Here is a 26056-nt window from a genome sequence, read left to right on the forward strand (position 1 = left end):
CCTTTTCCTGGCTCCTACTGCCGGGACATCGCGATCTTGAAGAGCTCCTGCGGCGAGACGAAGTGGTCGAAGTCCTCCTTGCCCTTGTCGAGCTGCACCCACCTCACCCGGCCCGTGAACTTGCTGTCGCCGTTGTGGAAGCCCTCCGCCACGGGGGAGCCATGCTCCATGCCCACGTCGGCCGTCTCCTCGGAGAGCACGTAGGCCAGGGTCTTCTCCACCCGGCCGCGCCCCACCTTCTTGCCGTCGACGTACAACGTCACGTCGCCACCCCTGCCCAGGCCTCCGCCGTCGTACTTGAACTCCATGCGGACCTGGTGCGTACCCGGAGGCAGCTCGCTGGTGGCCTCGACGTAGTCCCGACGCAGGCCGCCGTAGTTGTAGCAGTAGCTGAGCCGGCCCCGGCGCGCGTAGAGGCACCAGCCGCCGAACGAGCCGCCCTGGGTGATGATGACGCCGCTCGCGCCGCCCGCCGGTATCTCCACCTCGGCGGTGACGGAGTGCGACTTGTTCTTGATGTTGAGCATCGAGTTCTCGCCGAGCCGCCGCATGGAGCCCGAGAGCATCTGCGAGTCGCCCTGGATGAGCTCGGGCCGCCCGGCCAGCTCCGCGTTGAAGCGCTCGACACCGCGGTCGTCCAGCGGCAGCACGTAGAACTTCGCGGCCTCGATGAGGAAGAGCTGCTGCAGCTCGCGCAGCTTGTCCGGCCGCGAGGTCGCGAGGTCGCGCGCCTGCGTCCAGTCCTTCGTCGTGTCGTAGAGCTCCCAGACGTCTTCTTCGAGGCTCACGCTCGCCTTGGTCTCCCACGGGGTGCGGTGCTTCGTCACGGCCGTCCAGCCCTGGTGGTAGATGCCGCGGTTGCCGAACATCTCGAAATACTGCGTCTCATGCCGCTCCGGCGCTTTCGCGTCGTCGAAGCTGAAGCGCATGCTCGTCCCCTGCATCGGAGTCTGCTGCACACCGTGGACCGCCACCGGCTGGGGCAGGTTCGCGGCCTCCAGGATGGTGGGCCCCACGTCGATGACATGGGAGAACTGCGAGCGGACCTCGCCCCGGGCCTCGATGCCGTTGGGCCAGTGGACGATGCAGCCGTTGCGTGTGCCGCCGTAGTGCGAGGCCACCTGCTTGGTCCACTGGTAGGGCGTGTCCATGGCATGCGCCCAGCCCACCGCGTAGTGGTTGTAGGCCTCGGGTGTGCCGAGCTTGTGCATGTTCTGGATGAGGTACTCAGGCGTCTCCACGCCCAGGATGTCGTTGAAGATGAAGCCCTCGTTGAGCGTGCCGTTGACGGTGCCCTCGGCGGAGGCGCCGTTGTCGCCGATGATGTAGTAGACGAGCGTGTCCTCCAGCACGCCCATCTTCTCCAGCGAGTCGATGAGCCGTCCCACGTGGAAGTCCGCGTACTCGAGGAAGCCCGCGTAGACCTCCATCTGCCGCGCGAGCACCGGCCGCAGCTTCTCCGGCATGTCCGCCCAGGCGGGGATTTCCTTGGGGCGTGGGGTGAGCTGACAGTCCTTGGGGATGACGCCCAGCTTCTTCTGCCGCGCGAAGACCTCCTCGCGCAGCGCGTCCCAGCCGGCATCGAAGCGCCCCTTGTACTTGTCCGCCCAGTCCTTGGGGACATGGTGCGGAGCGTGGGTGGCGCCCGGGGCGAAGTAGACGAAGAAGGGCTTGTCCGGCACGAGCGCCTTCTGCTGGCGCACCCAGTCCATGGCCCGGTCCGTCATGTCCTCCATGAAGTGATAGCCCTGCTCCGGCGTGCGGTCCTGCTCCATGGGCGTCGTGTTCTCGTAGATCGCCGGGTACCACTGGTTCGTCTCGCCGCCGATGAAGCCGAAGAAGTATTCGAAGCCGGAGCCGGTCGGCCACCGCTCGAAGGGCCCCACGGGGCTGGTCTCCCAGACGGGCACCTCGTGGCACTTGCCGAACTGCGCGGTGCTGTAGCCGTTGAGCTTGAGGACTTCGGCCACCGGCGCGCAGTGGTTGGGGCGCACGCAGCTGTAGCCCGGCGAGGAGGTGGCGGTCTCCGTGATTCCGCCGAAGCCCACCGCGTGGTGGTTGCGGCCGGTGAGGAGCGCGGCGCGCGTGGGCGAGCAGAGCGCGGTGGTGTGGAAGCGGTTGTACTTGAGGCCCTTGGCCGCCAGGCGCTCCGCGGTGGGGGTGTTGACGACGCCGCCGAAGGCGCTGGTGGCACCGAACCCCACGTCGTCCAGCAGCACCACGAGGACGTTGGGCGCGCCCTTCGGAGGCCGCAGCGGGACGATGGGTGGGAACTTCGCGCTCGGGTCCCTGGCACTGAACGGACGCAAGCCCTGGTAGGGCTGGTCCGGTATGGGGAGCACCTCGCGCTGGAGTGTGTCGTTGGGAGAACCCTCTCCGTTGCCCGCCTGCCGCTTGCCATTCTTCTTCATGAAATCCTCTTGCCCCACTGGCGCATCCAGGGTGCGAGGAAGCTAGGGTGCGTGACGCCCCGGGCCAGTGCCCCACGGGGTGGACGCGCGCGCGGGCCCAGGACAGTCCTCCCGGCATGAGGCGGATCCAGCCCTGAAGTCGGTACCGACCAGGGGAGCGGCCGGAGCCGTGCACCTGGGGGACTCGCGTCCCCGCCCCCAACGTCAGGAAACCCACGGGTCCACCTGGGCCCCCCAGGAGGCGTCATGTCCCCGCACCACCGGCTTGCGGTGCCGCTGCTCTTGTTGCTGTTGGCAGCCTGCTCCGGCATCGAGACGAACACCCACTACGACCCGGCCTCCGTCGGCAAGCTGGACGGTTACAAGACGTATGCCTGGCTGCCCGCGCCAGAGGGCGCGGACCCTCGCATCTACAACGACGTCACCGAGGCCCAGGTGAAGAAGGTGGTGGATGCGCAGCTGGCGTCCCGGGGCTACCGGAAGGTGGATGAGAATCCGGACTTCAAGTTCGGCTGGCACGGCTCCATCGACCAGAAGATGGATGTGGACACGGTGAACTCGTACTACGGCTATGGATGGGGCTCCTGGTACGCGCCCTACGGGCCGGGCATGTCGGTGGGCGCCACCTTCCCCCAGACCTATGTCGATGAGTACGAAGAGGGCACGCTCATCCTCGACGTCGTCGACGCCGGCACCAACAAGCTCGTCTGGCGCGGCACGGCCCAGGCCGCGCTGGAAGACAACCCCTCGCCCCAGAGGCGCGAGGAGCGACTCGGCGAGGCCGTGAAGGATGTCCTGGAGCAGTTCCCGCCCAAGGGGAAGTGACGCCTCACACCAGCTTGCGGCGGCGCAGCGCCCACCACTCGGCCACGGCCAGGGCCAGCAGCAGCAGGCACAGCACGACGAAGGAGCCGGGCCAGGCCGTGCCCGGGATGCCTCCCACGTTGACACCCAGCAGCCCGGTGATGAAGGACAGCGGGAGGAAGACACCGGAGATGAGGGTGAGGACGTAGAGCGTGTAGTTCATGCGCGCGTCCTGCCGGGCCTTCAGCTCGTCGTGGAGGATGCGCGCGCGGTCCAGGAGCGAGTCCAAGTCCTTCAGCACGCTGTCCGCGCGCCGGGTCAGGTCCTTCATGGGCCGGCGCTGCGCGCGGAGCCAGTCGATGTCCAGCAGGCCCACGCGCATGAGGACATCCCTGCTGGCGGAGACCGCGCTGCGCAGCTCGATGAGGGCCCGCCGCAGGTCGCGCAGCCGCTGTGCCGCATCCGCCCCGTGGGCCTCGACCCGCGCCTCCAGGTCCACCATCCGCTCGTCGAGCTCGACGACGTGCAGTACCTGGCTCGACGCCGCGGCGCCCGCGAGCCCGAGGAGGAAGTCCGTGGAGCGGGGGCCCCTCCCCTGCTCCAGCTCGTGGCGCAACAGCGTGATGGAGGCCACCTCCCGGTCCGCCAGGGTGAGGCACAGGTGGCGGGTGGCATACACGCGCAGCCCGGTCCTCACGCCGGGCTCCGCGCGGGTCCTCGGCTGGCGCAACAGGAGGACCAGTCCATCGGGGTCGATGGCCTCCACCTGCACGTGTGTAGCGCCCGAGAGCAGCAGCCGCCGCACCGGCTCCGGCAGACCGAGGCGATCCTCGAGCCACCGTGACAGCCCTGGCGACTCCAGGGGGAAGTGGAACCACGACAGGCCGTCCCCGGGCCGCGCGTCGTCGAGCGAAACGGGGCGTGCACCTCCATCGCCCGTCAACAGGAGCGCGAAGGCGCCGGTGAGGTCGTCGGAGGGTGTCATCCGCCTCTCTCCTCCAGGGCCCCGTGGCGAGTTCCCGGATGGTGCCGGGCTACGGGGCCTTCTTCCCCTTGGGGAACAGGAAGGCGAGTTGAACACGGAGCTGCCACTGCGCGGCCCCCGGCACGTCCGGGCGCACGGCGTTGTAGTACGCGGACACCGAGCCGTTCAGCGACTGGCGACCGACCTTGAAGACCTTGCCCCCGCCCGCGCCGAACGGTACGAGCCACTGGTCCCCCGAGGGCGCCTCCCAGTTGGCGGTGATGATGGGCGCGGACGTCACGTACCAGCCCCCGGGCAGGTTGTAGGTGAGGAAGTACTGCACGAGGAGCTGGTTGACGCTCTCCCGGTCCCCATCACCGAAGACGGACCACACGTTGTTGGCCAGCACGCCGGCGGACAGGTCGCCGGGCTGCACCAGGGCCACCGCCGAAGGCCCGATGCTCCACTTCCCCGTCCCCAGGACGTCATCGGTGGCGGTCGGCAGCAACAGCGCGGGCCCCACGCCCCAGATGAGCGTCCCCGGCTTCGAGGGCGCCACGAAGAACGTGGCCGAGGTGTCTCCGAGGCCGAACGTGCCGCCGCTCCCGTCCGCCAGGTCCGGCTGGTAGAGGACGGGGAGGATGATGCGGTTGATGAGATTGAAGTCCTCCGTCAGCGTCATGGGGATGACCGGCTGGATGTTGAGCGTGTTCCGCACCCGGTCACCCGGGTCGATGCCGAAGTCCACGTTGTCCTGCAGCGGCACGCTGATGAGGTTGGCCACCGGGTTCTGCACCGCCTTGGCCAGGTCTTCATGCGAGCTGGCCTCGACGGCTCCCGCCAGCACCAGCCCGCACAGCGCCGCACTCCAGCTCGAAGCCCGCGCCCCCATACCGACTCCCCGCCCTTCCCCGTCCACCGTGAAGCCGTGGGATGACCACTCCCCCGAAAATTCGCAATCCACCCTGCCCCGCGGGGCGAGGAGGTAGCGGACGGCGTTGCTGGCAACCGCCTCCCTCCTCGCGAGGGCGACCGGCCGGATTGTCGCGCAGCCGGCTGCTCCACAACTTGAAGCGGACCTGTTCCAGGAGCCGCCCATGCCGTCCTCTCCTACCGCGCCTCCCGCGGACCGGAAGCCCCTCAGTCACTACCTGCCCTTCCTCGCGTGGATGCCCGCCTGGCGCCCGCGCATGCTGAAGCGGGAGATGGTGGCGGCCCTCACGGTGACGGCGCTCCTCATCCCCGAGGGCATGGCCTACGCGGAGCTGGCGGGCGTGCCGCCCCAGACGGCCTTCTACGCCGCGCCGGCCGCGCTCGTGCTCTATGCCCTGCTTGGCAGCTCGCGCCAGCTCATCGTCGCCGTCTCGGCCACCGTGGCCGTGCTCTCCGCGGCGACGGTGGGGGCGATGGCTCCGGCCGGCTCCACGCGCTTCATCGCCCTCACCGCGGCCCTGGCCATGCTGGCGGGCGTCATCTCCATCCTCGCGGGCGTGCTACGGCTCGGTCGGCTGTCGCAGTTCTTCTCCGAGTCCGTCCTCACCGGCTTCGTCTTCGGGCTGGCGCTGGTGATTGCCATCAAGCAGGTGCCCAAGCTCCTGGGGCTGGAGGGCGGCGGGGGCAACTTCTTCGAGCGGCTGTGGCACCTCGTCACCCACCTGCCCCAGGCCCACCTCGTCACCGCCATCCTCGGAGCGGTGAGCCTCGCGCTGCTGCTAGGCATCGATCGCGTGTCACGCCGGATTCCCTCCGCGCTGGTGGTGCTGGTGCTGGGAACGATCGTTGCGGGGTTGCTCGGGCTCCAGGCCCGGGGCGTGAAGGTGGTGGGCGAGCTGCCGGCGGGACTCGCCGGGCCCCGGCTCCCCGATGTGTCGTGGAAGGACCTGGTCGCGCTGCTGCCAGGCGCGCTGGGCATCGCGCTGGTGGCCTTCGCCGAGGCCGTGGGCCCCGCCCGGATGATGGCCACGAAGCACCGCTACGAGGTGGACGCCAACCAGGAGCTCATCGGCATTGGCGCGGCGAACCTGGGGGCGGGCCTCTTCCGGGGCTTCCCCATCGGCTGCAGCCTGTCCAAGACAGCGGCCAACGACGCGGCGGGAGCCCGCTCGGAGATGTCCTCCATCCTGGCCGCGGGCCTCACCCTGCTGGTGGCCCTCTTCTTCACGCCGCTGTTCCGCACCCTGCCCGAGGCCACGCTCGGCGCCATCGTCGTGGTGGCCATCTCCGGGATGATGGACGTGCCGGAGCTGCGCCGGCTGTACCGGCTGCGCCGCGCGGACTTCCTGATGGCCTGTGCCGCGCTGCTGGGCGTGCTCGTGCTGGACGTGCTGCCAGGGCTGCTGCTGGCGGTGGGGCTCTCCGTGCTCATCCTCGTCTGGCGTGCCAGCAAGCCCCGCGTGAGCGAGCTGGGGCGGACCCCGGGCACGCTGGACTTCGCCGACGTCCGGCGCCAGCCCACGCCCGCCACCATCCCCGGGCTGCTGGTGCTCCGCCCCAACGAAGGCCTCTTCTTCGCGAACGCCACCGCCCTGAGGGACGCCATCATCGACCGGGCGGACAGGACTCCGGGCGTGCGCGCCTTGCTGCTGGACCTGGAGGCGACGGTGGACCTGGACGTCCCGGGCGCCGACATGCTCGCCGAGCTGAAGGATTCCCTGGAGCACCGCGACGTGACGCTGATGCTGTCCCGGGTGCTGGAGCCGACCCGGCGGATGCTCGAGACGTCGGGAGTGACGGAGAAGATAGGCAGCGAGCGGATTCATGCCCAGACGCTGGATGGAGTCACGGCCTACCTGGCCGACCGGGCCGGGCACTCGCGCGAGGAGTGGGCGCTCATCCGTGACGGCCTGAACCGGCTGCACGCCCTGGTGGACGAGGCCGTCCCCTCGGCGGAGCAGGAAGCGGACCGTCAGCGATTGCTGAAGCTGAGTGAGGAGCTGACGCGGGCCGGCGACGGAATGGCGGGCCCCGAGAAGCCCCCGGAGGGGTGAGCAGCGCGCCCACCGCCGCGGAGGTCAGGTGGGCACGCTGCCCGGAGGCACCCGGCCGGTGCGCTCCGTGCGGCCCTGCCGCTTCGACCACAGCTTGTAGGGCGTCAGCGCCAGGATGCGAATCAGGATGATGGCGCCCACCACTGCCGCCACCTCGAGCGCCTGAAAGCGCGGGTAGCTCTGGGAGATGATGGTCATCGTCAGCACCGGGTGGGCGAAGCCGGCCGCCAGGGCCACGGCCCTGCGGTCCTCGGCACGCGGCGCGCCGGCCCAGTGCCCCAGGAACGTGGCGGCCACGACCAGCACCACCAGCGCCAGCACCGGGCCCAACCCCAGCTTCAATAGCCGCGGGCCGGCCAGGAAGATGACAAGGACCGCCACGCCCAGCAGGAGCACGATGAACACCCGGTTGGCCCACACGGCCAGGACCTTCGCGGCCTCCGGAAAGAAGTGGTGGACGGCCATGCCCACCGCCAGCGGCGGCAGGATCTTCACGAGCAGGAGGCGGAACACCAGCTCAGGACCGGCCTGGAGCTGGAGACCCATGGACCGATCCACCACCTCAATCCAGAGGGGAACCGTGACGATGGAGCCGATGGCCAGCAGCAGGATGAGGTTGAGGGACGTCTTCACACTGGCGCCCAGCGCCTTCGCCTGGTTCACCTGCAAGGGAGCGCCGGGGCAGATGGCCGTGAGGAGGATGGCGCCCGCGGCCACCGGAGGAAGGCGGAACAGGTACACCACCGCGAACGCCAGGATTGGCACCACCACCAAAATCACCGCCAGGGACCGTCCGTAGAGCGCCGGCCGCTGGAAGGCCTCCCGCAGCTCTCCCGGGTGCCGTGCCAGTCCCGCGGAGAACAGGAAGAGGACGACGACGTTGGACAGCGCGAACAAGACGATTGATTTCAGCATGCCCATCTCCCGGGTTCAGCCCAGCCCCTGGCGGAGCAGCTTGAGGACTTCGAGGAAATGCCGGTCCATCACCAGCAGGATCGCAATGGGCAGGACCGCCGCGGCGGCGACGCTCATCAGCGGGCGCGGGTCCCACGGGAACACGCGCATCTTCCGTGCGAGGATGAAGGTGGACCCCAGGTCGGCCAGCGAGGAGAACTCGGGCGCGCCCAGCACGTCCTCGCTGCTGCGCTCGTGAAACCACTTCCGCTCGAACCGCCGTGAGTGCCACGCCGCAAGCGCCGAGAACGCAGGGTCTCCCCGCCGCTTTGCCTTCACGAGCTGGGGCATGAAGAAGACCAGGGGTGCGAAGACCACGACGGTGGCCATGACCCCGATGACGGCCAGGGGAATGATATGGGGGATGGGGTCGGCGGCGAGTCCCGCGGCCTGGGTCCTCCAGGTGGCCGCGGCCATCACCATCTGCAGCGCGAACACCAGGGGCGCGAAGCAGGCTTGATAGACGGGCAGGAAGCCCAGCCCCCCCATGGTGTCCGGATGGGTGGGCATCAGCGCGAGGGGCAGCCGCGAGACGCGGAACAGGAAGCCCGCCCACACCACGCCGCGCCACACCCAGCGCAGCAGCAGGAAGATGAAGAGCGGCCGGCTCACTGCCAGGTACCACCAGCCCGCCGGCGAGAGCTCGCCTCCCGACAACGCAAAGGCCCAGCCCCTGTTGGGTTCGATCCGCTCCAGCAACGAGAGGCCAAGGCAGACGGCCACCAGGCCCGCCTCGACCCAGGCGCTGTCGCGCCACCGGATTGCCACGCATACGGCGCGCTCGAAGCTCCGCCGACTGCCCACCCCCACCAGGTGCGAGCTGAGGAATTGCTGGACCGCCAGCCGGATGCGCCCGTTCACATAGGGCTCGGACAGGATGAGCGCGGGCATGGACACCAGGAGCTGGGCGTGAATCTGAAGGTCTCCGAACAGGGGGCCCAGGGCCGTGCCACGCTCGAACATCGAAAGGAACAGGAGCGGCAGCCAGGCCAGCGCCACGATGACGAGCGTACGTGCCAGCACCTTGTCGCGCTGGGGTGTGAAGAGGTGGACCCGGCACTCCAGCCGGAAGAACGGACCACCCTGCATGAGCGCGAAGTCGGGGAGTGTGGAAGTGGCGTCCATGTTCCGGCGGCATCCCGTCCGTGAAGAAGGAGCCAGCCCTGTCGGCCGGCCGCGGGCGGTCATCGGCGGGCGCCCTCCACTCCACGGTGGGGGCTGCGTCATGGATGGACAATCTGTTCGGCCAGCGAGGCGGCCGAGCCCCAGGGCGCGGGTACGGGCCCCGTGCCTCACGAGGCGCCGGCTCCGCCCGCCCGTTCCTCCCCGGAGGACGATGCGTGCTGGCGCGGACGTGGGCCCTCCCCGGAGGGCAGCTTCCCTGCTGCAAGGCGTGGAGGCAGCTTGCCGCCAGGGGCGGAGCCCGCGCTCCCTCCGTCCCCGGTCGGGGCGAAGCACGCGCACGGACAGGGACGGACGGCGACGATGGCCAGGCAGGCGCGATTCCGGTGGAGGCGGGCGCTCGGCCGGGGACTCGGTGTCATCCTGCTGCTGGAGGCGCTGCTCCACGTCGCGCTCAACGCCGGCCTCGTCCAATCGCTCATCCACCGCGATACACATGCAACGCGGATGAGCTGGACCGCCGCCTGGGCACCGTGGCCCTGGAAGGTGCATGCACGGGGCTTCTCCGTGGAGCACCGGGACCCACGCAACATCTGGCGGGTCGAGGTGGACGCCCTGGAGGCGGAGCTCTCCCTGTCCGCGCTCTTCCGCCGCCATGTGGAAATTCAAGGGCTGCGAGCCCGCGGCGTGCGCGCGGGGATCCGACCCACGCGCCCCGAGGACACCCTCCCTCCCCACAAGGAGCACAAGCCCTGGGACGTGGAATTGCGGGACGTGGAGGCCCACGCGCTTCGTGCGCTGGTCTGGCACGGGGTGCGCTACCGGGGACAGGGAGAAGCGCGAGGCGCTCTGCGGCTCGTCGTCGGCGAGCGGCTCGCGTTGAGGGTGGACGCGCTGAAGCTGGAGGGCGGCCCGCTGGAAGTGGAGGGGCACGAAGTCGGGACACTGGAGGCGGCCCAGGCCGCCTTCACCATGGACGCCACGCGGGAGGGAAGCGAGCGGATGCAGCTGCTCGGCGGCACTCGCGGGCGGTTCCAGGCGCGCGCCGCCGTGGCCTCGCTGGAGGCGCTGCGCGCATGGCTGCCCGCCTCCGAGCACCTGTCGCTCCACGGCGGGGGCGGTGAGCTGCTGGCCGACGTCCTGGTCGAGCACGGCCGGCTGCTGCCGGGGAGCCGGTTGGAAGGCCGCGGTGCGCCCGCGGAGCTGGCCCTCGGGCCGGTGCGCGCGCGCGCCTCCTGGGAGCTGGACGGTGGGGTGGAGGCGAGGGAAGGCGCTCCGGCCCGCGCCCGGCTGCGGCTCGCCTTCACGCCCGTGCGGGTGGAAGGCCCCGAAGGCCTGCTGCTGAAGCTTCCAGAGGTGGCGGTCTCCGTCGACGCAGTGCCGCGCGAGCTGACACCGGAGGCTCCCGGCACGCGGCCCCACTGGGACGTCGTGGTCCACCTGCATGTGGCGCGCAGCCACCCGGTGGACCTGCGCCCGCTCAACGCCCGCACGGCCCCCACGTTCCGACTGGACTCCGGCAGCGCCTTCCTTCAGGCCGACGCCCACCTGAAACCCGGGGCACGTGGGAACGAAGCCCGGCTGCACGTGGACACCGACCTGCTGTCCGCCCGCTGCGGGGAGACGCGGCTGCAGGGGATGGCCTCCCTGGAGGTCGACGCCGGGCGGTTCAGCCTGCGGGGCGAGCACCTGGGGCTGGATGGCACCCACCTGCGACTGCGAGAGGTGTCCGCGGACGTACCGGGGAAGGATGTCCGCAAGTGGGAAGGAAGCCTGTCCTTTCCGCAGGCCACCCTCTCCCTCTCCTCGGGGGCCCTGGAGGCCCGCTTCACCGGGAGCTTCTCCAACGCGCTCCCCTTCGTCGCGCTGCTGACGTCCCGGGGGAAGCTGCCCTCCATCCTGTCTCCGCTGTTCGAGGCCGATGGGCTGGAGGTATCCGGCCACGTGTCCTGGCGAGCAGCGGGAGCCCGGGTGCGGGAGCTGCGGGCCCGGGCCCGGAACCTCCAGTTGGAGGGGCAAGTGGACGTGGCCGCTGGCGACATGCGGGCCATCCTGCTGGTGACGGTGGGCACCAAGAGCGTGGGGGTGGAGGTCATGCCCGGCGACACGCAGGTGCACCTGAAGAACGGACGGCACTGGTACGAGGCGCGGCTGGAGCCTCCCTCCCGCTGAGCCCACCGCCGGCCGGCCGGGAGCATCGCCCGCTCCACCGGCCCTCCCCTCCCCGGGGCCGATGACGGCGCGTCCCGGGGGACGGAGCTTCAGCAGACCTGCCCCGTGGGGCCATGAACGGCCCGGCGTGGAAGCAACACGGGGCCGTCCCGGGAGTCCCTCGCATGAGTGCCACCACCGCCCGCCTCTCCCCGGCCGAAGAGGAAGCCGCCGTGGCCTTCCTGCTGGACCTCGCCCGGGCGCTGCACCTCGCCTACCTGCCCGCCCCCAAGGTGGAGTCGCTCGTGAAGGACGCCGCGAAGGCGTGGGGACTGGGGATGGAGGTCTTCACCCTCCAGAGCCTGGTGACGACGGAGGTCGTCTCGGGCGGGCGGCGGCGGATGGACATGGAGCGCCTGCCCTTCAATCCGCACTGGAACCTCCGCCGCACCTCCCAGATGCTCACGCTCGCCCACGCGGTGGCGGCGGGGCAGCATGGAGTCCCCTCCGCGCGCGCGGAGCTGGAGCGCATCGTCCACCTGCCCCGGGCCTATCCCGAGTGGCTCGTCTACGCCGCCTATGGCGTGTACAGCGCGGCCGTCGCCGCGCGCGTGGGAGGGGCGTGGTGGGAGATGGTCGCCGCGGCCCTCATCGGCGTCCTCGCCGGAGTCATCCACTTCGGCACGCTCCGGTCGATGCGCATCGACCTCCAGAAGAGCTTCCTCGCGGCCTTCTTGGGAGCGCTGGTCGCCTTCGGGCTCACCTTCGTGCTGCCCCCATTCGGCATCGCACGCGCCCTGTTCGGTGGGGCCACGCTGCTCATTCCCGCCATGGTGGTGACGCTGGGGTCGCTCGAGCTGGTCAGCGAGTCGGTTGAAGCCGGCCTGGCGCGTCTCACCTATGGGTTGCTGCGCTTCCTGCTGCTGGGCGTGGGCATCGTCGCCGCCACCCGGCTCTGGGGCGTATTCGCCGCCCTCCCCGCGCAAGTCGAGACGTCTCCCCTGCCGGAGCCGGTGGTGCTGGCCATCGTCGCGCTGGGCGGCGTCGCGCTGACCATCTGCATGGGGGGCCGGCAGCGCGAGCTTCCGTGGATTGTCGGCGCGGTGATGCTGGCGTTCGGAACGCAGGAGCTGACGAAGCTGCTCGTCGGCGGGCGTGGCAGCCCCATCCTCGCCGCGTTCGTGCTGGGCGTCGCCGGCCTGCTCTACGCCCGGCGTCCGGGAAGAGCCGCGACGACCATCATCATGCCGGGGTTGCTGCAGCTCGCGCCTGGCTTCCTCGGCACCCAGGCCGTGCTGGCGCTGCTCCAGCCCGGGACGTCCGCCACCCCCGAGCGCTTCTTCGACGTGCTCCTGGTGGCCGCGCAGCTCGTCATGGGCCTGGTCTTCGCATCCCTCGTTGGCACGTCCCACGTCCGGAGTCAGGCAGGCCGGGTGCCAGCCTGAGCGGGGCGCGCTCGCGTAGGTCCCGTCCTTCCCCACTGCCATGACGCCGAGCGGATGCCCCGTGGGCGGAGCCGCGTGGCCCGCCGTGTACACCCGCTCGCCCCGGCGGGCGGGTGGTGACGCGCCGTGCGTGCGAGCAGCTTGCCGCCTGGGGCGGAGCGCGCCCCTTCTCTCCGGACACAACGAGGCAGGGCGATGAGCATGGACATCAGCAGTGGAGTCGCGGCGCGAGACGTGGGGCCCCGGAGCGACGAGCGAGTACCCGAGGACGCGCCCTTTCCAGACATGGCCTTCATCCCCGGCGGCACGTACTGGATGGGCTCGGACCACCACTATCCCGAGGAGCGACCGGCGCACCAGGTGACGGTGACGGACTTCTGGATGGACCGCTACCCGGTGACGAATGACGACTTCGCCCGCTTCGTGCAGGCCACCGGCTACGTCACCGTGGCCGAGCGCCCGCTGAACCCCGACGACTACCCGGGCGCGGCCCCGGAAGCGCTCGTGCCCGGCTCGCTCGTCTTCCACAAGACGCCCCAACGCGTCAGCCTGAAGGACCTGACGCAGTGGTGGGACTACACCCCCGGGGCCTGCTGGAAGCACCCGGAAGGTCCGGGCACCACGCTGCACGGGCGCGAGCGGCACCCGGTGGTCCACGTCTGCTACGAGGACGCGCTGGCCTATGCCACCTGGGCCGGCAAGGAGCTGCCCACGGAGGCGGAGTGGGAGCGCGCCGCGCGCGGCGGGCTGGACCGGAAGATCTACGTCTGGGGTGACGAGTTCTCGCCCGGTGGCCAGGTCATGGCCAACATCTGGCAGGGCGAGTTCCCGTGGCAGAACCTCAACACCGACGGCTTCGAGGGCACGTCACCCGTGGGCAGCTTCCCCCCCAACGCGTACGGCCTCCACGACATGGCCGGCAACGTGTGGGAGTGGACCACGGACTGGTTCCGGGAGCAGCACCAGGGCAACGGAGGCAAGGCGTGCTGCATCCCCGTCAACCCGCGCGGCCCCTCCACCTCCGACCGCAGCTACGATCCCCACACCCCGCACGTGAAGATTCCGCGCAGGGTGCTCAAGGGAGGCAGCCACCTGTGCGCGCAGAACTACTGCCTCCGCTACCGGCCCGCGGCGCGCTCCCCGCAGGCCGTGGAGAGTGGAACGACGCACATCGGCTTCCGCTGCATCGTCCACGTCAGCCCACACTGAGGCCCGGCGGCGTCCGTCCTACGGGCAGTCCGCCGAGCAGGCCGAGGGAGTCTCCCAGGGCTGGCAGACGGTGTCCCCGCAGTTGCCATTGAGGAACGTCTCCAGGACGGCCTTGCGGTGCGGCAGGAAGGTGGACATGAGGGCCGGGGAGATGCGGTAGCGCGGGCCGAAGGGGCCGGGCTCGGTCTGCTCCAGCACGTGGACGAAGCCCGCGGAAGGCGGCCAGAAGATGCCGCCGCCCAGGTTGGCGCCGTTGCTGATCTGGTGGCAGCCCGCGCACGAGAGCGCCAGCGAGCGCGCCACGATGTCCTGGGCCGTCAGCGGGCTGCCAATCAGGGCGAGCTCGTTCTGGATGTTGGTGCGGAACGGGCTCGGCCCGCCGCCGAAGTGGAACAGGTAGTCGTTCTCCGGGCCCTGCGCGTTGCTCTGCCCGCTGTTGACCGGCGTCGTGGTCGCCAGGTTGAACAGGTTGATGTCGTTGACGGCCAGGCTCGGCACCTGCGCCGGGAAGTCCGTGTTCTGGAAGGCGGGGGCCAGCGGGTGTCCGGAGAGAGGGTCGAACAGCGTGCCACCCGGGTTGGTCGCCACCGTCACCGGCCGGAAGTTCAGCGCGCAGGGCACCGAGCCGCACATCGTGCGCGTCACCTTGAACTCCCGCAGCGTCCATGGCGGCTGCATGAACTGGTTGGTGCGCACCTGCCCGCTGATGGGAGGCCCCACGCGGTTGCCGTAGTTCTCGAAGTGGACCACCGGCATGAAGCCCGGCAGGCCGGTGAAGTAGAAGTTCAGGAGCATGGCGGTGCGAGCGCCGGGGCTGGCCGTGGTGCTCAGGTTCGCCCAGAACTGCGCCACCGGCTGACAGCCCGCGAGCCCGAGGGTCGGCGTGGGGTTGGGCAGCACCGCCTCGAAGATGAGGAGGTTGCGGTTGCCCGGGTTGGTGAAGCCGGAGCGCTTCGCGTAGACGATGCGGTACTCGCCGCAGTCGTCCCCGCTGAGTGGCGCCAGGTCGAAGCGGTTGACGAGCGCGGTGGGGACGTACTCGTTGGGGTTCACCCCGGGGCTGATGAAGGGATTGACGGTGGCCTGGTTCCCCTCGATGCGAGGACACTGATACGGGAAGTTGTTGAAGTTCGGCACACAGCCGGGCGGCGTCGCCGTGCTCCACCAGTTCTGGAAGAGCGCCAGCGGGGTGAGCCCCGGGACGCCGGACTGGGTCACCAGCTGCTGCATCACCTGCTGCAGCGGGAAGTTCTGCACGATGATGTCATCGGTGATGATGAGCGAGCTGCGCGGGTCCACGATGATGACCTGCGCCGAGGGGCCGCGCGGCGGCAGCTCCACGGCGCCGATGCCGCGGCGCTCGGGGTGCGGTGCCTGCTCGAGGCGCGGCGTCTCCGTGGGCTCCGGCGGGGGCTGGGGCGCGGGGCTCGCGTCACCACAGCCGGCAAACATCGCCAGCGCGGCGCCGCCCAGCGACAGACGCCAGGAGGACTGCAGCTTCTTGCTCGTACGGTTCAAGCGTGACCTCTTACCCGCGCGGAAGGACCGCGCACTGATGCCGTCGTGGAATGGGCCCGTGCCCGACTGCCAGCCAGGGCTCGCGGAACCGGCTGAACGCCCCGCGAATCCTGGACTGTACGGTATTCACAAGAGGTGAAGCCAGGCATGCCGGGGTTGTGGGTATCACTCCACCTGTCCGTGCACGCGACGCCAGCGGCGCCGCCGGGCAGGAGCCCCCCCCCCTCTCGACTGAGTGAGTCAGGACGGCCCCCTCGAGCGGGGTCGTACTGAAAGTCAAAGACAAACTGGCTGTCGCTGATACATGCGTCAATACTGCCTCCGCCCGCGCAAAAGCCTCACATCCATCCGCGCGGGAAATGGGGGAAACACCATGTACCAGCACAAGAAGCAGCTCGTCGTATGGCTCACGGCACTCACCACCGCGTGCGGGGGCACGGTAGACGAGGCGCCGCCCGAAGCGGAGCCCGGCACCGTCACCGCCTTCGCGGAGGAGGCCCTTCCGGGCCAGCCGACCGCCACCCTCTTCAACAGCGACAAGCCGGGCATCGTCCAGTTCGACGCCACCGGCGACAAGGTGGTGTTCCAGCCCGCGAGCTCCGAGCCCTTGCAGTTCCAGGACTGGAAGGCCTTCGCGGAGTTCACGCAGAAGAAGCTCAACGCCCGCGTCCACTTCCACCCCAAGACGGGGGAGCTGGAAGGCGTCAGCGGCGACTACGTCATCGCCGGCGCACCGGCAATCGCGGACGCGGAGACCAAGGCGCTCCATGACGTCGTCAACCCCGTGGGCGCCTTCCTGGGGGGGCTCAAGGGCTACATCTATGTCGGAGGGGAGCCCGTCTGCGTGCGTCCAGAGGTTTGCGGCGACGTGCAACTTCCGCCGAGGGGCGGCGTGGAGGGCAAGGACCTGCCAGGCGAGGGGCCCACGGCGCAGGCCCTGCGTCATGCGACAGTCGGCACCGGCACCTTCTGCAACGCCTCCGGCTTCTGCATCCGCGGCTACTCCATCAACGTGCACACGCTGTTCAACTGGACCAGCAGCGTCACCGAGCGCGTCAGCGGCGGCACCCGGACGGAGCGCTTCTTCTGCTGGAAGGGCTTCATCCCCTGGGTCTGCTCGCGGCAGGTGGGCGAGCCGCACACGATGCGGGTGATCGTCACCTACGTGGACCTGCTCGGCACCGCCTTCAGCGGAGGCAGCAGCACTGCCAGCAACACGGAGAAGGTGGAGCGCGGCTCGTTCTGGGTGGGCCCCTTCAACCCGTTCAGCCCTCCCGCCGCGGTGAGGGCCTGGGCCACCTGCGGCGCCCACTCGGGCAGCACGGCCAGCGGTGGCACGGGGACGCGCAAGTCGGACATCGGCGTGGTGCGCTGCCCGTAACACCGTGAGGGAGTGACGCGCGCGGGCCTGGCTCCGGGCCCGTGCGCGGTGGCTCAGCCGTCCCCTCGGAGCGCCTCGTTGGGCGGCACGCTCAAGGCGCGGCGGGCGGGCAGCCAGCTCGCCAGCAGCGCCACCGCCCCGAGCAGCAGGGGCACCCCTCCGAAGGTAAACGCGTCGAACGTGTCCACGCCATGGAGCTGGCTGGCCAGGCTCCGCGCGAGCATGGCCGCGCCCACCAGCCCCAGGACGACGCCCAGCGCGGCGAGCCGGACGCCCTGCCGCACCACCAGCCACACCAGCTGACCGTCCGTCGCGCCCAGCGCGATGCGGATGCCCAGCTCCCGGGTGCGCTGGCTCACCGAGTAGGCCAGCACGCCGTACAGCCCCACGCCCGCCAGCACCAGCCCGAGCACGGCCATGGCGACCAGCAGCGTGCCCAGCACCTGCGTGCTCCCGAGGCTCGCGTCCACCAGGTCCACCATGGAGCGGAGCTGGACCAGCGGCAGGTCAGGGTCCACCGCGCGGAGCTCCTGCCGCAGCACGGGCGCCAGCACGTCCAGCCCCTGCGTGGACCGGACGGTGAGCAGCATGTACAGCACCTCGAACTGCCCCACCGGCAGGTACACCTCGGAGGCCGGCGCCTCGTCGACGCTGTCGTGGTGGACGTCCCCCACCACGCCCACCACCTCGCGGAAGGACTCGCCGTCGAGCGTCAGCTTCACGCGCTGCCCCACCGCGCTCCGGCCGGGAAAGTAACGCCGGGCGAAGGTCTCGTTGACGACCGCCACGGGCGCCGTGCCCGCACCATCCGAGGCCTCGATTCCGCGCCCTTCCTTGATGGGCATGCCCAGGGTGGCGAAGTAGCCGTCGCTCGCGGTGCGGAAGTGGCTCAGCTCCCGGGTGTCCGCCACGGCGGCGGGCTCGCCGGGCAACAGCACCGAGGCCAGGCCGGTACGTCCCCACAGCGGCACCGTGCTGGCCAGGCCCGCGGACTGCACGCCCGGAAGCCCGCGCACCCGCTCCAGCACCGAGGCGAGGACTCCGCGCCGAGACTCGACGTCCGGGTACTTCTCCCTGGGAACGAACACGTCCGCGACGGTGACACCGCGAGGCTCGAAGCCCAGGGGCACCGAGTACAGCGAGTGGAGGGTGCGCAGCATCAACCCCGCCCCCACCAGCGGCACCAGCGCCAGCGCCACCTGCACCACCACCAGCACGGCGCGAGCGCGCCCCTGCCCCGTGGCACCCCGGCCTCCCCGCAGGCCCCCGAGCGCCCCACGCCCGTCGGCACGCGCGGCCCGCAGCGCCGGCACCAGGCCGAACAGGAGGCTGGTGAGCAAAGACAGCCCCGCGGCAATGGCCAGCATGTGAGGCTCCAGCCGCAACGACTCGGGAGGCAGTACCTCGCCCGGAATCAGCGCACGCAGCAGGTCCAGGCCCCACAGGGCCAGCAGCAGCCCCGCCGCGCCCCCCGCGAGCGCGAGCAGGACGCTCTCCACCAGGAACTGCCGCATCAACTGCGCGCGGCCCGCGCCAAGGGCGGCGCGCACCGACACCTCTCGCTCCCTCGCGCTGGCCCGGGCCAGCAGCAAGTTTGCCACGTTGGCGCAGGCCACGAGCAGCACCAGCGCCACCACGCCGGCCAGCAACCAGAGCGGCTCTCGCGTGGACTCCACCACCTGCGCGTGCAGGGGGAACAGGCGCACGCCGGGGGCCTCCTCCGCATAGGCCGCCTCGTGAGCCATCGACGCGGCCACCCCCGCCAGTTCCTCCCTCGCACGCTCCACCGAGACGCCGGGACGGAGGCGGCCCAGGGCTCGCAACCAGAGGGCCTCCGGGCGCTCTCCTCCCGCGAGGTCCAGGGCCAGCGGGGTCCACGCGTCCACGCCTGGAGCGAGGCGGAAGCCCGCGGGCAGGACGCCCAGCACCGTGTAGACCTTGCCGCTGAGGAGCAGCGTCCGCCCCACCACGTCCGGGCTTCCGCCGAAGCGGCGTTGCCAGAGCTCATGGGACAGCAGGACGACCTGGTCGCGCCCGGCCACCTCCGTCTCGGGGCCGAACGTCTGCCCGAAAACGGGCCTCACGCCGAGCATCGACAGCAGCCCCGCCGTCGCTCGCGCTGCGCGCACGCGCTCCGCCGGCCCGTCCCCGGTGAGCGTGAAGTCGCGCAGCGTCATTCCCTCCAGTCCCAGGAAGGAAGGTGTGCGCTCACGCCACGCCTGGAGGGCGTGAAGCGACACGCCCATGCGCTCCCTCTGGGGACTCGACTGGAACAGGCGGACGAGCTGCTCCGGCGCGGCGTACGGCAGCGGCCGCAGCAGCACCTGGTACACCACGCTGAAGACGGAGGTGGTGGCCCCAATGGCCAGCGCCAGCGTGGCGACGACCACCAGGGTGAAGGCGAACTCGCGCCGCATCCGGCGCAGGGAGAGGCGGACGTCCTGGAGGAGCTGGGACATGGCGGACCCTGGGGTTTGCAACTCTAGCGCCAGTGCGGGAGGGGGCGTGAGACCCGCGGGCGCCGTCCGGGAGTGCTGCCCGGCTTCGGGGGAGTGTTCGGACATGGCACGCGTCATCCCGGAAGCGGACAATGACCCACCCCGGGTCGGGTGGGAGCGAAGCAGGGCGAGCCGGCCCTGCCCCGGGATCCCCGCATTGCCTCCACCGCCCCTACCAGGGCTAAATGGAGGCTGTGAGTCCGCCCGAGGCCCAGGCCTGGTTCCTCCTCAATGGCGACGACGAGACCGCCTCGCTGGAGCACCCGTGGCCCGCGCCACGGGAGGGAGACGTCCAGTTCGTCATCGACGAAGCGCTGGCCGGCCTGTCACGCGATGCGCAGCTCGCGCTGTACCAGGACCTGGCCGAGAAGATGCTCGCCGCCTTCCGGGCCCTCATTCCGCCGGAGGGGTGGCTCTATGCGCTGGACTACCACCACACGAGCTACCGCCTCTTCCCGCACGTCCCCTTCGAGACGGGCGCGACGCTGGAGGAGATGACCGGCAACTACAACGCGGAGCACTTCGCGCAGGCCCAGCAGGGCATCCACCCGCCTCCCTTCGCGGAGCGGTGGCCGGTGAGCATCCACGCCGACGGCGACCCCCAGCACTACTTCGCGCCGCCCGACTTCCGCTTCGTCTTCGCCGCCCGCTACAACGTCCGCAACCGCGAAGGGGGCGGCCTCCTCGAAGTGGAGACGTACGAGCTGCGGGGACGCGACCTCGTCGACGCCGTCGAGCGCAACCTGCCGGAGCTCTTCCGGCGTGGGCGCCGCAGCCCGCTCCACGAATGAGACGGTAAGCCACGGGCCGGCACTCCACCGGCGTGTGCCCCAGACGGGTCGACGCAATCGAGCCGCCACCTGTCCGTACATCCGCCCATTACCGGGAGAATCGAATGAACGGCATCAAGGCGGGCATCCTGTGCATGCTCGTGGCGTGGGTGTGGATTGTCCCTACCGCCGGAGCGGCGACGAAGTCACAGGAGATTGATCGGCTCGTCACGAAGTTCCACCAGCTGCGCAAGTTCAACGGCACCGTGCTCGTGGCGGATGAGAAGGGCCTCGTCCTCAAGAAGGGCTATGGCTCCGCGAACTTCGAGTGGCAGGTGCCGAATACGCCCGACACGAAGTTCCGTATCGGCTCCGTCACGAAGCAGTTCACGTCGATGGTCATCATGCAGCTCGTCGCCGAGGGGAAGCTCACGCTCGACGACAAGGTGACGAAGCACCTTCCCGACTACCGGAAGGACACCGGGGACCGCATCACCATCGCCCAGCTGTTGCACCACACCACCGGCCTCCCCAACTACACGTCGGCGCCCGGCTTCTTCGAGAACGAGTCGCGCACCCCCTACCCCGTGGCGGACTTCGTGAGGAAGTTCTGCAGCGGAGACCTCGAGTTCGAGCCCGGCTCGAAGATGGCGTACAGCAACTCCGGCTACTTCCTGCTCGGCGCCATCATCGAGAAAGTCACGGGACAGACGTACGCGCAGGCTCTCCAGCAGCGCATCTTCGACCCGCTGGGGATGAAGAGCTCCGGCTACGACGTGTCCGCGACGGTGCTGCCGAAGCGCGCGAGCGGCTACACGACGACTCCCAGCGGGTACGTCAACGCGCCCTACCTCGACATGGGGATCCCCCATGCCGCCGGCGCGATGTATTCGACGGTGGAGGACCTCTACCGCTGGGACCGGGCGCTGTACCTCGACACGCTGCTTCCCGCGGCGCTCAAGGAGCGGATGTTCACCCCGGCCCTGAACGACTATGCCCTGGGGTGGGTCCGGGGGTCGGTCAAGCTGCACGATGACAAGACGGAGCTCGCCAGCATCAGCCACAACGGTGGCATCAACGGCTTCAGCTCCCTGCTGGTCCGCGTGCCCGACAAGAAGGAAGTCGTCATCCTCCTGGACAACACCTCGCGCGGCCCCCTCATGGAGCTGGCGACTGGAGCGCTGAGCATCCTTCACGGCATCCCGCCCCGGCAGCCCCGGGCGTCCATCGGGGAGCTGGTGGTGACGACCCTCGAGAAGTCGTCCGTCACGGAGGCCATCGCCCGCTACCGGACCCTGAAGGCCACGAAGGCGGACGCGTACGACTTCTCCGCGAACGAGCTGAACAACGCCGGCTATCGGCTGCTGCGCTCCGGGCGCGTGCCGGACGCCATCGAGGTCTTCAAGCTGAACGTGGAGATGTTCCCCGCCGACGCGAACACCTACGACAGCCTGGGCGAGGCGTACCTCACCAACGGGAACAAGGAGCTGGCCATCACGAACTACCGCCGGTCCTTGGAGCTGGACCCCGCCAATACCAACGCGGTGGACGCGCTCAAGAAGCTCCAGGCGCCGGCCGCCACGCGCTGACGGGACGTCCGACCTGCCCAGCTCCCCCCCCGGTGGGGGAGCTGCCCCTCTCCGACTTCGAACGACCGGCCCCTCTCAACGCGCGGCACGCTCCCCGCTAGTAACGGTTCGGGAACGAGATGCGCAGCTGCTTCTTCTGTTCGTCGGTCCGCATGCAGCAGGTACTGCGAAGTCGAGAGCGCCTGGTCCGCTCTGGCAACAGGCTTCTGCTCCACGGCCTGCACCTGATCCGCGAGCGCCTTCTGGAACTGCTGGTCGTCGCCATCGCCGAGCGCGAAGCGCTTGCGCAGCTCGTGCTGCGCAATGTTGCCCTTCATCTTCCCGGCTTCTTCCATGACGTACATCATCAGCTTCGCCTGGGCGAGCCCGATGGCGAGCGGAGGGGCCGCGGCAATCTCGAAGATGGTGGCGGAGCTGCCGGAGATCGCGCCGATGGTGGTGAGGACTGAAGGCACGTTGTCGAGTGCCAGGTCCGCGCCGGCCTTGATGCGGTCATCCGCCGACACCTTCTTGCCATCCAGGTCGGTGCCGTACAGGACCTTCTTGGCATTGCCGTACATGCCAAGCAGATCCGTGGGGCCCTTCGCGATACCGCCCACGCGCCCGAGCAGCTTCAGCACCTGCTCTTCGAGATGCGGCTGCTTCGCGACGAGTTGCAGCAGGCCGCTGATGATGGCGGGCGCCGCGGTGATGCCGGCGACCGTTCCCTCCACGGTGTTGCCCTTGGCGATGGCGTCCGCCGAGTTCTTCAGCGCGTCGAGCGCGTCCGGCAGGCCGTCAATGCCGGCCAGGGTCGCCGCGATCTTCAGATTCCCGGCGAGGGTGGAGACAGTCTCCGCATTGTTGATGGCGTCAGCCTGAGAGTTGATCTGCGGCACGGCGGACGGCTTGAGCGTCGCCTCCTTGGAGACCTTGTCGAACAGCGGGCGGAGGCTCTGCCCCAGGGGTCCCGCCTCCTTCGCGAAGTCGGCGAGCTTCTTCTTGTTCGCCTCCAGCAGCTCGGTGGAGCTGCCGCCATTCGCACGCAGGCCGTAGGCGAGCTCGAGCGCGCCCTTCAGCGCCTCCGCCTGCTTCGGGTTCGCGCCCTTTTCGAGCGCGCTCGACACGACGTTGTCGATGGAGCCCGTCACCATGTCCTCGTCGGGAAGCTGGCCGAGCGGAGCGTTGGCGATGTTGTTCATCAGCGCGATGGCCGCGCGGGGCGTCTTGCCGCCGGCTTCGGTGCCGGCGAGCAGCGTCTTCTGCGCGCCCTCCATCTGCGTGGTCATCGCCTGAAGCGAGGCCTTCAGCGGGCTGCCATCCGGAAGGTTCTTGAGCGCCGCTTCGAGCTTCGTCTTCGCGGCGGGGAGCGCTTCGAAGCCACTCTCGTTGCCGTGGCCGATGTCTCGCGTCACCCGCATCGCCTCGTAGTACGCGGTCATGCCCTCACGCGTCGCCGGGTCGTTCACGAGCTTCAGCATCTGGTCGAAGTCGACATCGGTGCCGTTGATCGCCGCCTGGCGGAGCTCGGGCAGCAGCTCCGCCTGCGCGGCGTAGAGCTTGTCGAGCGAGTCCATCCCGTACGCCGCCGCCATGTGGAGCAGGTTGTCCCCAAGCAGTCGCTGCGTCTGCGGCGTCTTGTTCTGCGTCGAGGTCATGAACGAGTCGCGCTGCAGCACGTTCGGCTGGGCGGGAGGGGTCCGGGTCTGCACGGTCGGCTTCGCCGGAGACGGCGGAACCCTGTTCGTGGTCGTCTTCGGTGCAGGACGCTGACCCGTCACTTGGGGAGGCATGGCTTCTCCGGTCGTGCCGCGGTTCAACCGTGCGGCGACAGGAGGACGCGCCCCTCCGGTTTCTTTTGCATAAGATTTTCGAGACGCACATGTGCGCACCTCGGGGTGACGACGCGGACCCGAAGGTCCGTGCCGGCGAACGTCAGGCTTCTGCCAGGTCCTTGGATTCACGGCGACCCGAGCAGGACGGGCTGGTTCCTGAGAGATACCGTCTGCCCGTTCCTTCACCGCAGGCTCCGACGCTCATCAGCTCCAGTCGCCACGTGAAACCGTCCACCTCCCGCTCCTCCGCGACCCTCCTGGCGCTCGCCTATCTGGCGTTCATCAGCCTCGGCCTTCCGGATGCCGTGCTCGGCGTCGCGTGGCCTTCCATGCGCGGCAGCTTCGGTCTGCCCCATGCACTCCTCGGCCTCCCCCTGGCCGTCGCGGCCACGGCCTATTTCATCTCCGGCATGCTGGCCGGAAGACTGATGCAGTGGCTCGGCATCGGCCGACTCCTGGCCGGGAGCACCGCGCTCGTCGCCGTCTGCGTCCTTGGCTACGCGGCCTCGCCCTCCTTCGTGCTCATCGTCGTCCTGGCGGCCCCTCTGGGGGGTTTTGGCTCCGGCGCCATCGACGCCGCGCTGAACACCTACGCCGCCCGCAACTTCAGCCCGAAGCATATGTCCTGGCTCCATGCCGCCTATGCAGCGGGGGCCATGTCGGGCCCCGTGGTCATGACGGCGGTGCTCAGTGGCGGTGCCTCGTGGCGGGTCGGCTATGCAGTGGTCGGCTGCATCCTCGCGGCCCTGGCACTGGCCTTCGTCCCCGCGCGGAGGCTCTGGGAAGCGGAGCCGTCCACACCGCATGTGGTGGTGGATGCTCCCGGTGGCGTCGGCCCCTTGCCGCTGGACGAGCCGCCCGTCGGCACACTCTCCGCCCTCCGCAGTGGCAGGGTCTGGCTGCAGGTCGCCGTCTTCTTCTTCTACACGGGCATCGAGGTCGCCGCCGGCCAGTGGAGCTACACCCTCCTCACCGAGGAGCGCGGCCTTGGCGGCACGGCGGCCGGAACCTGGGTGGCGGCCTATTGGGGCGGGCTCCTGGCGGGGCGGCTGGTGCTGGGCTTCGCCGTCGAGCGGGTGGGACAGGCCGTCATGGTCCGGGTCGCGACATTGGGCGTGCTCATCTTCGCGGTGCTGTTCGCCATCCCCGGGCTGAAGGTGGGCGTCGCCGCGCTGCCGCTGCTGTCCTTCGCCCTCGCGTCCATCTACCCGGGGCTCATGGCGGAGACGCCCCGGCGCGTCGGTGAGCGGATGGCGCCGCATGCGGTCGGCTTCCAGGTCAGTGCCGCGACCCTCGGCGTGGCCGTGGTGCCGAGCGTCGCCGGCCTCATGAGCGAGCGCTTCGGCCTCTCGGCCATTGGCTGGGTCATCGCGTGCAGCGCGCTGGTGCTGGTCGTCCTCCACGAGTGGCTCGTCGCCGTCGCTGACCGTCCCGCCTGAGCTCGCATGTTCGATCTCCAACTCCACTGGAGGGGAACACCGAGGCGGGTCGCTACGAACCGAAGGGCGCCTGTCAGGGAGGGCTCGAAAGTTGGTATGCGGGCCGGATGATTCGCGTCTGCCTGGCGGGAGTGACCGGATGGGTGGGACAGCCACTCGCGGCGGCCATCGAAGCCGCCGAAGACGTCGAGCTGGTGGCGGCGGTGGCACGTCGCGCCCGGGGCGAAGTGCTGGGTCGCTTGACCATCACCGGCTCGGTCGCGGAGGCGCTGGCGATTCCGTCAGACGTCTTCGTTGACTACACCAGCGCCAACGCCGTGAAGGACAACGTGCTGGCAGCGGTTCGTGCAGGCCGACACGTGGTGGTCGGCAGCTCGGGCCTGACCGATGAGGATGTCCGGGAAATCGATGGGGTCGCCAGGAGCGCCAGGGTCGGAGTGCTCGCGGTGGGCAACTTCTCCATCACCGCCGCGTTGCTTCAGCGCTTTGCCGTCGAAGCCGCCCGGCACCTGTCGTCGTGGGAGATCATCGACAGCGCCTACGCGGGGAAGATGGACGCCCCGAGCGGGACGGCACGGGAGCTGGCATGGCGGCTCTCGGAGGTTCGGCCTCCCGAGGTCGAGGTGCCGGTGGAGCAGACCGTCGGCGACGTCACCGCGCGGGGAGCGTCGGTGAACCAGTCCCGCATCCATTCGATCCGCCTTCCCGGCTACACCATCGGCCTGGAGATCCGCTTCGGACGGCAGGACGAACGGCTGACCCTCTCCTATGACGGCGGGCCCGGGGCAACGCCCTACGTCGCCGGAACGCTGCTCGCCATTCGCCGGGTGAGCGAGTTCATCGGAGTCGTGCGCGGGATGGACCGGCTCCTCTGACTCGACTTTCGCTCTTTTGGAGCGAGGGGGCGAGCGCTGCGGTCTACGCCGCGCGCCCCTGGGGCGGCGTGGCGCGGGAGGCGGCGCGTAAGTTGGCGCGAAGTCGACGCGGCGAGTGCCAGCGG

The 26056-nt window shown here is 69.9% G+C and carries 18 protein-coding genes; 10 read left to right on the top strand and 8 right to left on the bottom strand.

The genetic code is table 11. The features are described 5' to 3' along the window. Window positions 1-14: 14 nt before the first annotated feature. The gene (locus tag G4D85_RS47655) at window positions 15-2411 is read right to left on the bottom strand and encodes an arylsulfatase (protein WP_164021656.1); all 2397 of its coding nucleotides are present in this window, start codon (window positions 2409-2411) and stop codon (window positions 15-17) included. A 246-nt stretch (window positions 2412-2657) separates the two neighbouring features. On the opposite strand from G4D85_RS47655, the gene G4D85_RS47660 reads away from it, so the two are divergent. Next, the gene (locus tag G4D85_RS47660) at window positions 2658-3236 is read left to right on the top strand and encodes a DUF4136 domain-containing protein (RefSeq protein WP_164021657.1); all 579 of its coding nucleotides are present in this window, start codon (window positions 2658-2660) and stop codon (window positions 3234-3236) included. 4 nt (window positions 3237-3240) lie between these two features. On the opposite strand, the gene G4D85_RS47665 is transcribed toward G4D85_RS47660, so the two are convergent. After that, window positions 3241-4200 (bottom strand): CorA family divalent cation transporter, encoded by a 960-nt coding sequence (locus G4D85_RS47665; RefSeq protein ID WP_164021659.1) that lies wholly within the window; start codon window positions 4198-4200, stop codon window positions 3241-3243. 49 nt (window positions 4201-4249) lie between these two features. Continuing rightward, the gene (locus G4D85_RS47670; RefSeq protein ID WP_205526031.1) at window positions 4250-5071 is read right to left on the bottom strand and encodes a neuromedin U; all 822 of its coding nucleotides are present in this window, start codon (window positions 5069-5071) and stop codon (window positions 4250-4252) included. 205 nt (window positions 5072-5276) lie between these two features. Here G4D85_RS47670 and G4D85_RS47675 point away from each other — a divergent pair, with 205 nt between their 5' ends. Next, window positions 5277-7166 carry a SulP family inorganic anion transporter gene (locus G4D85_RS47675; RefSeq protein ID WP_164021661.1) on the top strand — a complete coding sequence of 630 codons (1890 nt, stop codon included), beginning with the start codon at window positions 5277-5279 and terminating at the stop codon, window positions 7164-7166. A 24-nt stretch (window positions 7167-7190) separates the two neighbouring features. Here the strand turns inward: G4D85_RS47675 and G4D85_RS47680 are convergent, their stop codons facing one another. Beyond that, window positions 7191-8081, bottom strand: a complete 891-nt coding sequence (locus G4D85_RS47680) for a bile acid:sodium symporter family protein (protein WP_164021663.1) — start codon at window positions 8079-8081, stop codon at window positions 7191-7193. A 15-nt stretch (window positions 8082-8096) separates the two neighbouring features. Beyond that, on the bottom strand, window positions 8097-9245 hold the full coding sequence (locus tag G4D85_RS47685; RefSeq protein ID WP_164021665.1) for a hypothetical protein: 1149 nt from the start codon (window positions 9243-9245) through the stop codon (window positions 8097-8099). 360 nt (window positions 9246-9605) lie between these two features. On the opposite strand from G4D85_RS47685, the gene G4D85_RS47690 reads away from it, so the two are divergent. From G4D85_RS47690 to G4D85_RS47700, 3 genes are all read left to right on the top strand, one after another. Further along, a complete protein-coding gene (locus tag G4D85_RS47690) occupies window positions 9606-11414 on the top strand; it encodes an AsmA family protein (protein ID WP_164021667.1) in 1809 nt (602 codons plus the stop codon). A gap of 164 nt (window positions 11415-11578) precedes the next feature. Further along, window positions 11579-12838: a threonine/serine exporter family protein gene (locus G4D85_RS47695; RefSeq protein WP_164021669.1), complete on the top strand. Its 1260-nt coding sequence runs from the start codon at window positions 11579-11581 to the stop codon at window positions 12836-12838. Window positions 12839-13033: 195 nt separating this feature from the next. Beyond that, window positions 13034-14047 (top strand): formylglycine-generating enzyme family protein, encoded by a 1014-nt coding sequence (locus G4D85_RS47700; RefSeq protein ID WP_164021671.1) that lies wholly within the window; start codon window positions 13034-13036, stop codon window positions 14045-14047. 18 nt (window positions 14048-14065) lie between these two features. Here the strand turns inward: G4D85_RS47700 and G4D85_RS47705 are convergent, their stop codons facing one another. Further along, window positions 14066-15565 carry a hypothetical protein gene (locus G4D85_RS47705; RefSeq protein WP_164021673.1) on the bottom strand — a complete coding sequence of 500 codons (1500 nt, stop codon included), beginning with the start codon at window positions 15563-15565 and terminating at the stop codon, window positions 14066-14068. 373 nt (window positions 15566-15938) lie between these two features. Between G4D85_RS47705 and G4D85_RS47710 the strand changes: the two genes are divergently transcribed. Then, window positions 15939-16946: a hypothetical protein gene (locus tag G4D85_RS47710; protein ID WP_164021675.1), complete on the top strand. Its 1008-nt coding sequence runs from the start codon at window positions 15939-15941 to the stop codon at window positions 16944-16946. A 53-nt stretch (window positions 16947-16999) separates the two neighbouring features. Here the strand turns inward: G4D85_RS47710 and G4D85_RS47715 are convergent, their stop codons facing one another. Continuing rightward, on the bottom strand, window positions 17000-19405 hold the full coding sequence (locus tag G4D85_RS47715; RefSeq protein WP_164021677.1) for an ABC transporter permease: 2406 nt from the start codon (window positions 19403-19405) through the stop codon (window positions 17000-17002). 224 nt (window positions 19406-19629) lie between these two features. Between G4D85_RS47715 and G4D85_RS47720 the strand changes: the two genes are divergently transcribed. Next, window positions 19630-20235 (top strand): DUF2716 domain-containing protein, encoded by a 606-nt coding sequence (locus tag G4D85_RS47720; protein ID WP_164021679.1) that lies wholly within the window; start codon window positions 19630-19632, stop codon window positions 20233-20235. 104 nt (window positions 20236-20339) lie between these two features. After that, the gene (locus tag G4D85_RS47725) at window positions 20340-21803 is read left to right on the top strand and encodes a serine hydrolase (RefSeq protein WP_164021681.1); all 1464 of its coding nucleotides are present in this window, start codon (window positions 20340-20342) and stop codon (window positions 21801-21803) included. On the opposite strand, the gene G4D85_RS47730 is transcribed toward G4D85_RS47725, so the two are convergent. Then, entirely contained in the window at window positions 21716-23494 is a 1779-nt protein-coding gene (locus tag G4D85_RS47730; protein WP_164021684.1) for a hypothetical protein, read from the bottom strand. The two genes, G4D85_RS47725 and G4D85_RS47730, sit on opposite strands and share 88 nt — an antisense overlap. A 344-nt stretch (window positions 23495-23838) precedes the next feature. On the opposite strand from G4D85_RS47730, the gene G4D85_RS47735 reads away from it, so the two are divergent. Both G4D85_RS47735 and dapB read left to right on the top strand, forming a co-directional pair. After that, the gene (locus tag G4D85_RS47735; RefSeq protein WP_240359941.1) at window positions 23839-25056 is read left to right on the top strand and encodes an MFS transporter; all 1218 of its coding nucleotides are present in this window, start codon (window positions 23839-23841) and stop codon (window positions 25054-25056) included. 107 nt (window positions 25057-25163) lie between these two features. Continuing rightward, window positions 25164-25931, top strand: coding sequence for a 4-hydroxy-tetrahydrodipicolinate reductase (gene dapB / locus G4D85_RS47740; RefSeq protein ID WP_164021688.1), 768 nt, complete (start codon window positions 25164-25166; stop codon window positions 25929-25931). Window positions 25932-26056: the final 125 nt, after the last annotated feature.

The organism is Pyxidicoccus trucidator, assembly GCF_010894435.1.
In the GTDB taxonomy this organism is placed as follows: domain Bacteria; phylum Myxococcota; class Myxococcia; order Myxococcales; family Myxococcaceae; genus Myxococcus; species Myxococcus trucidator.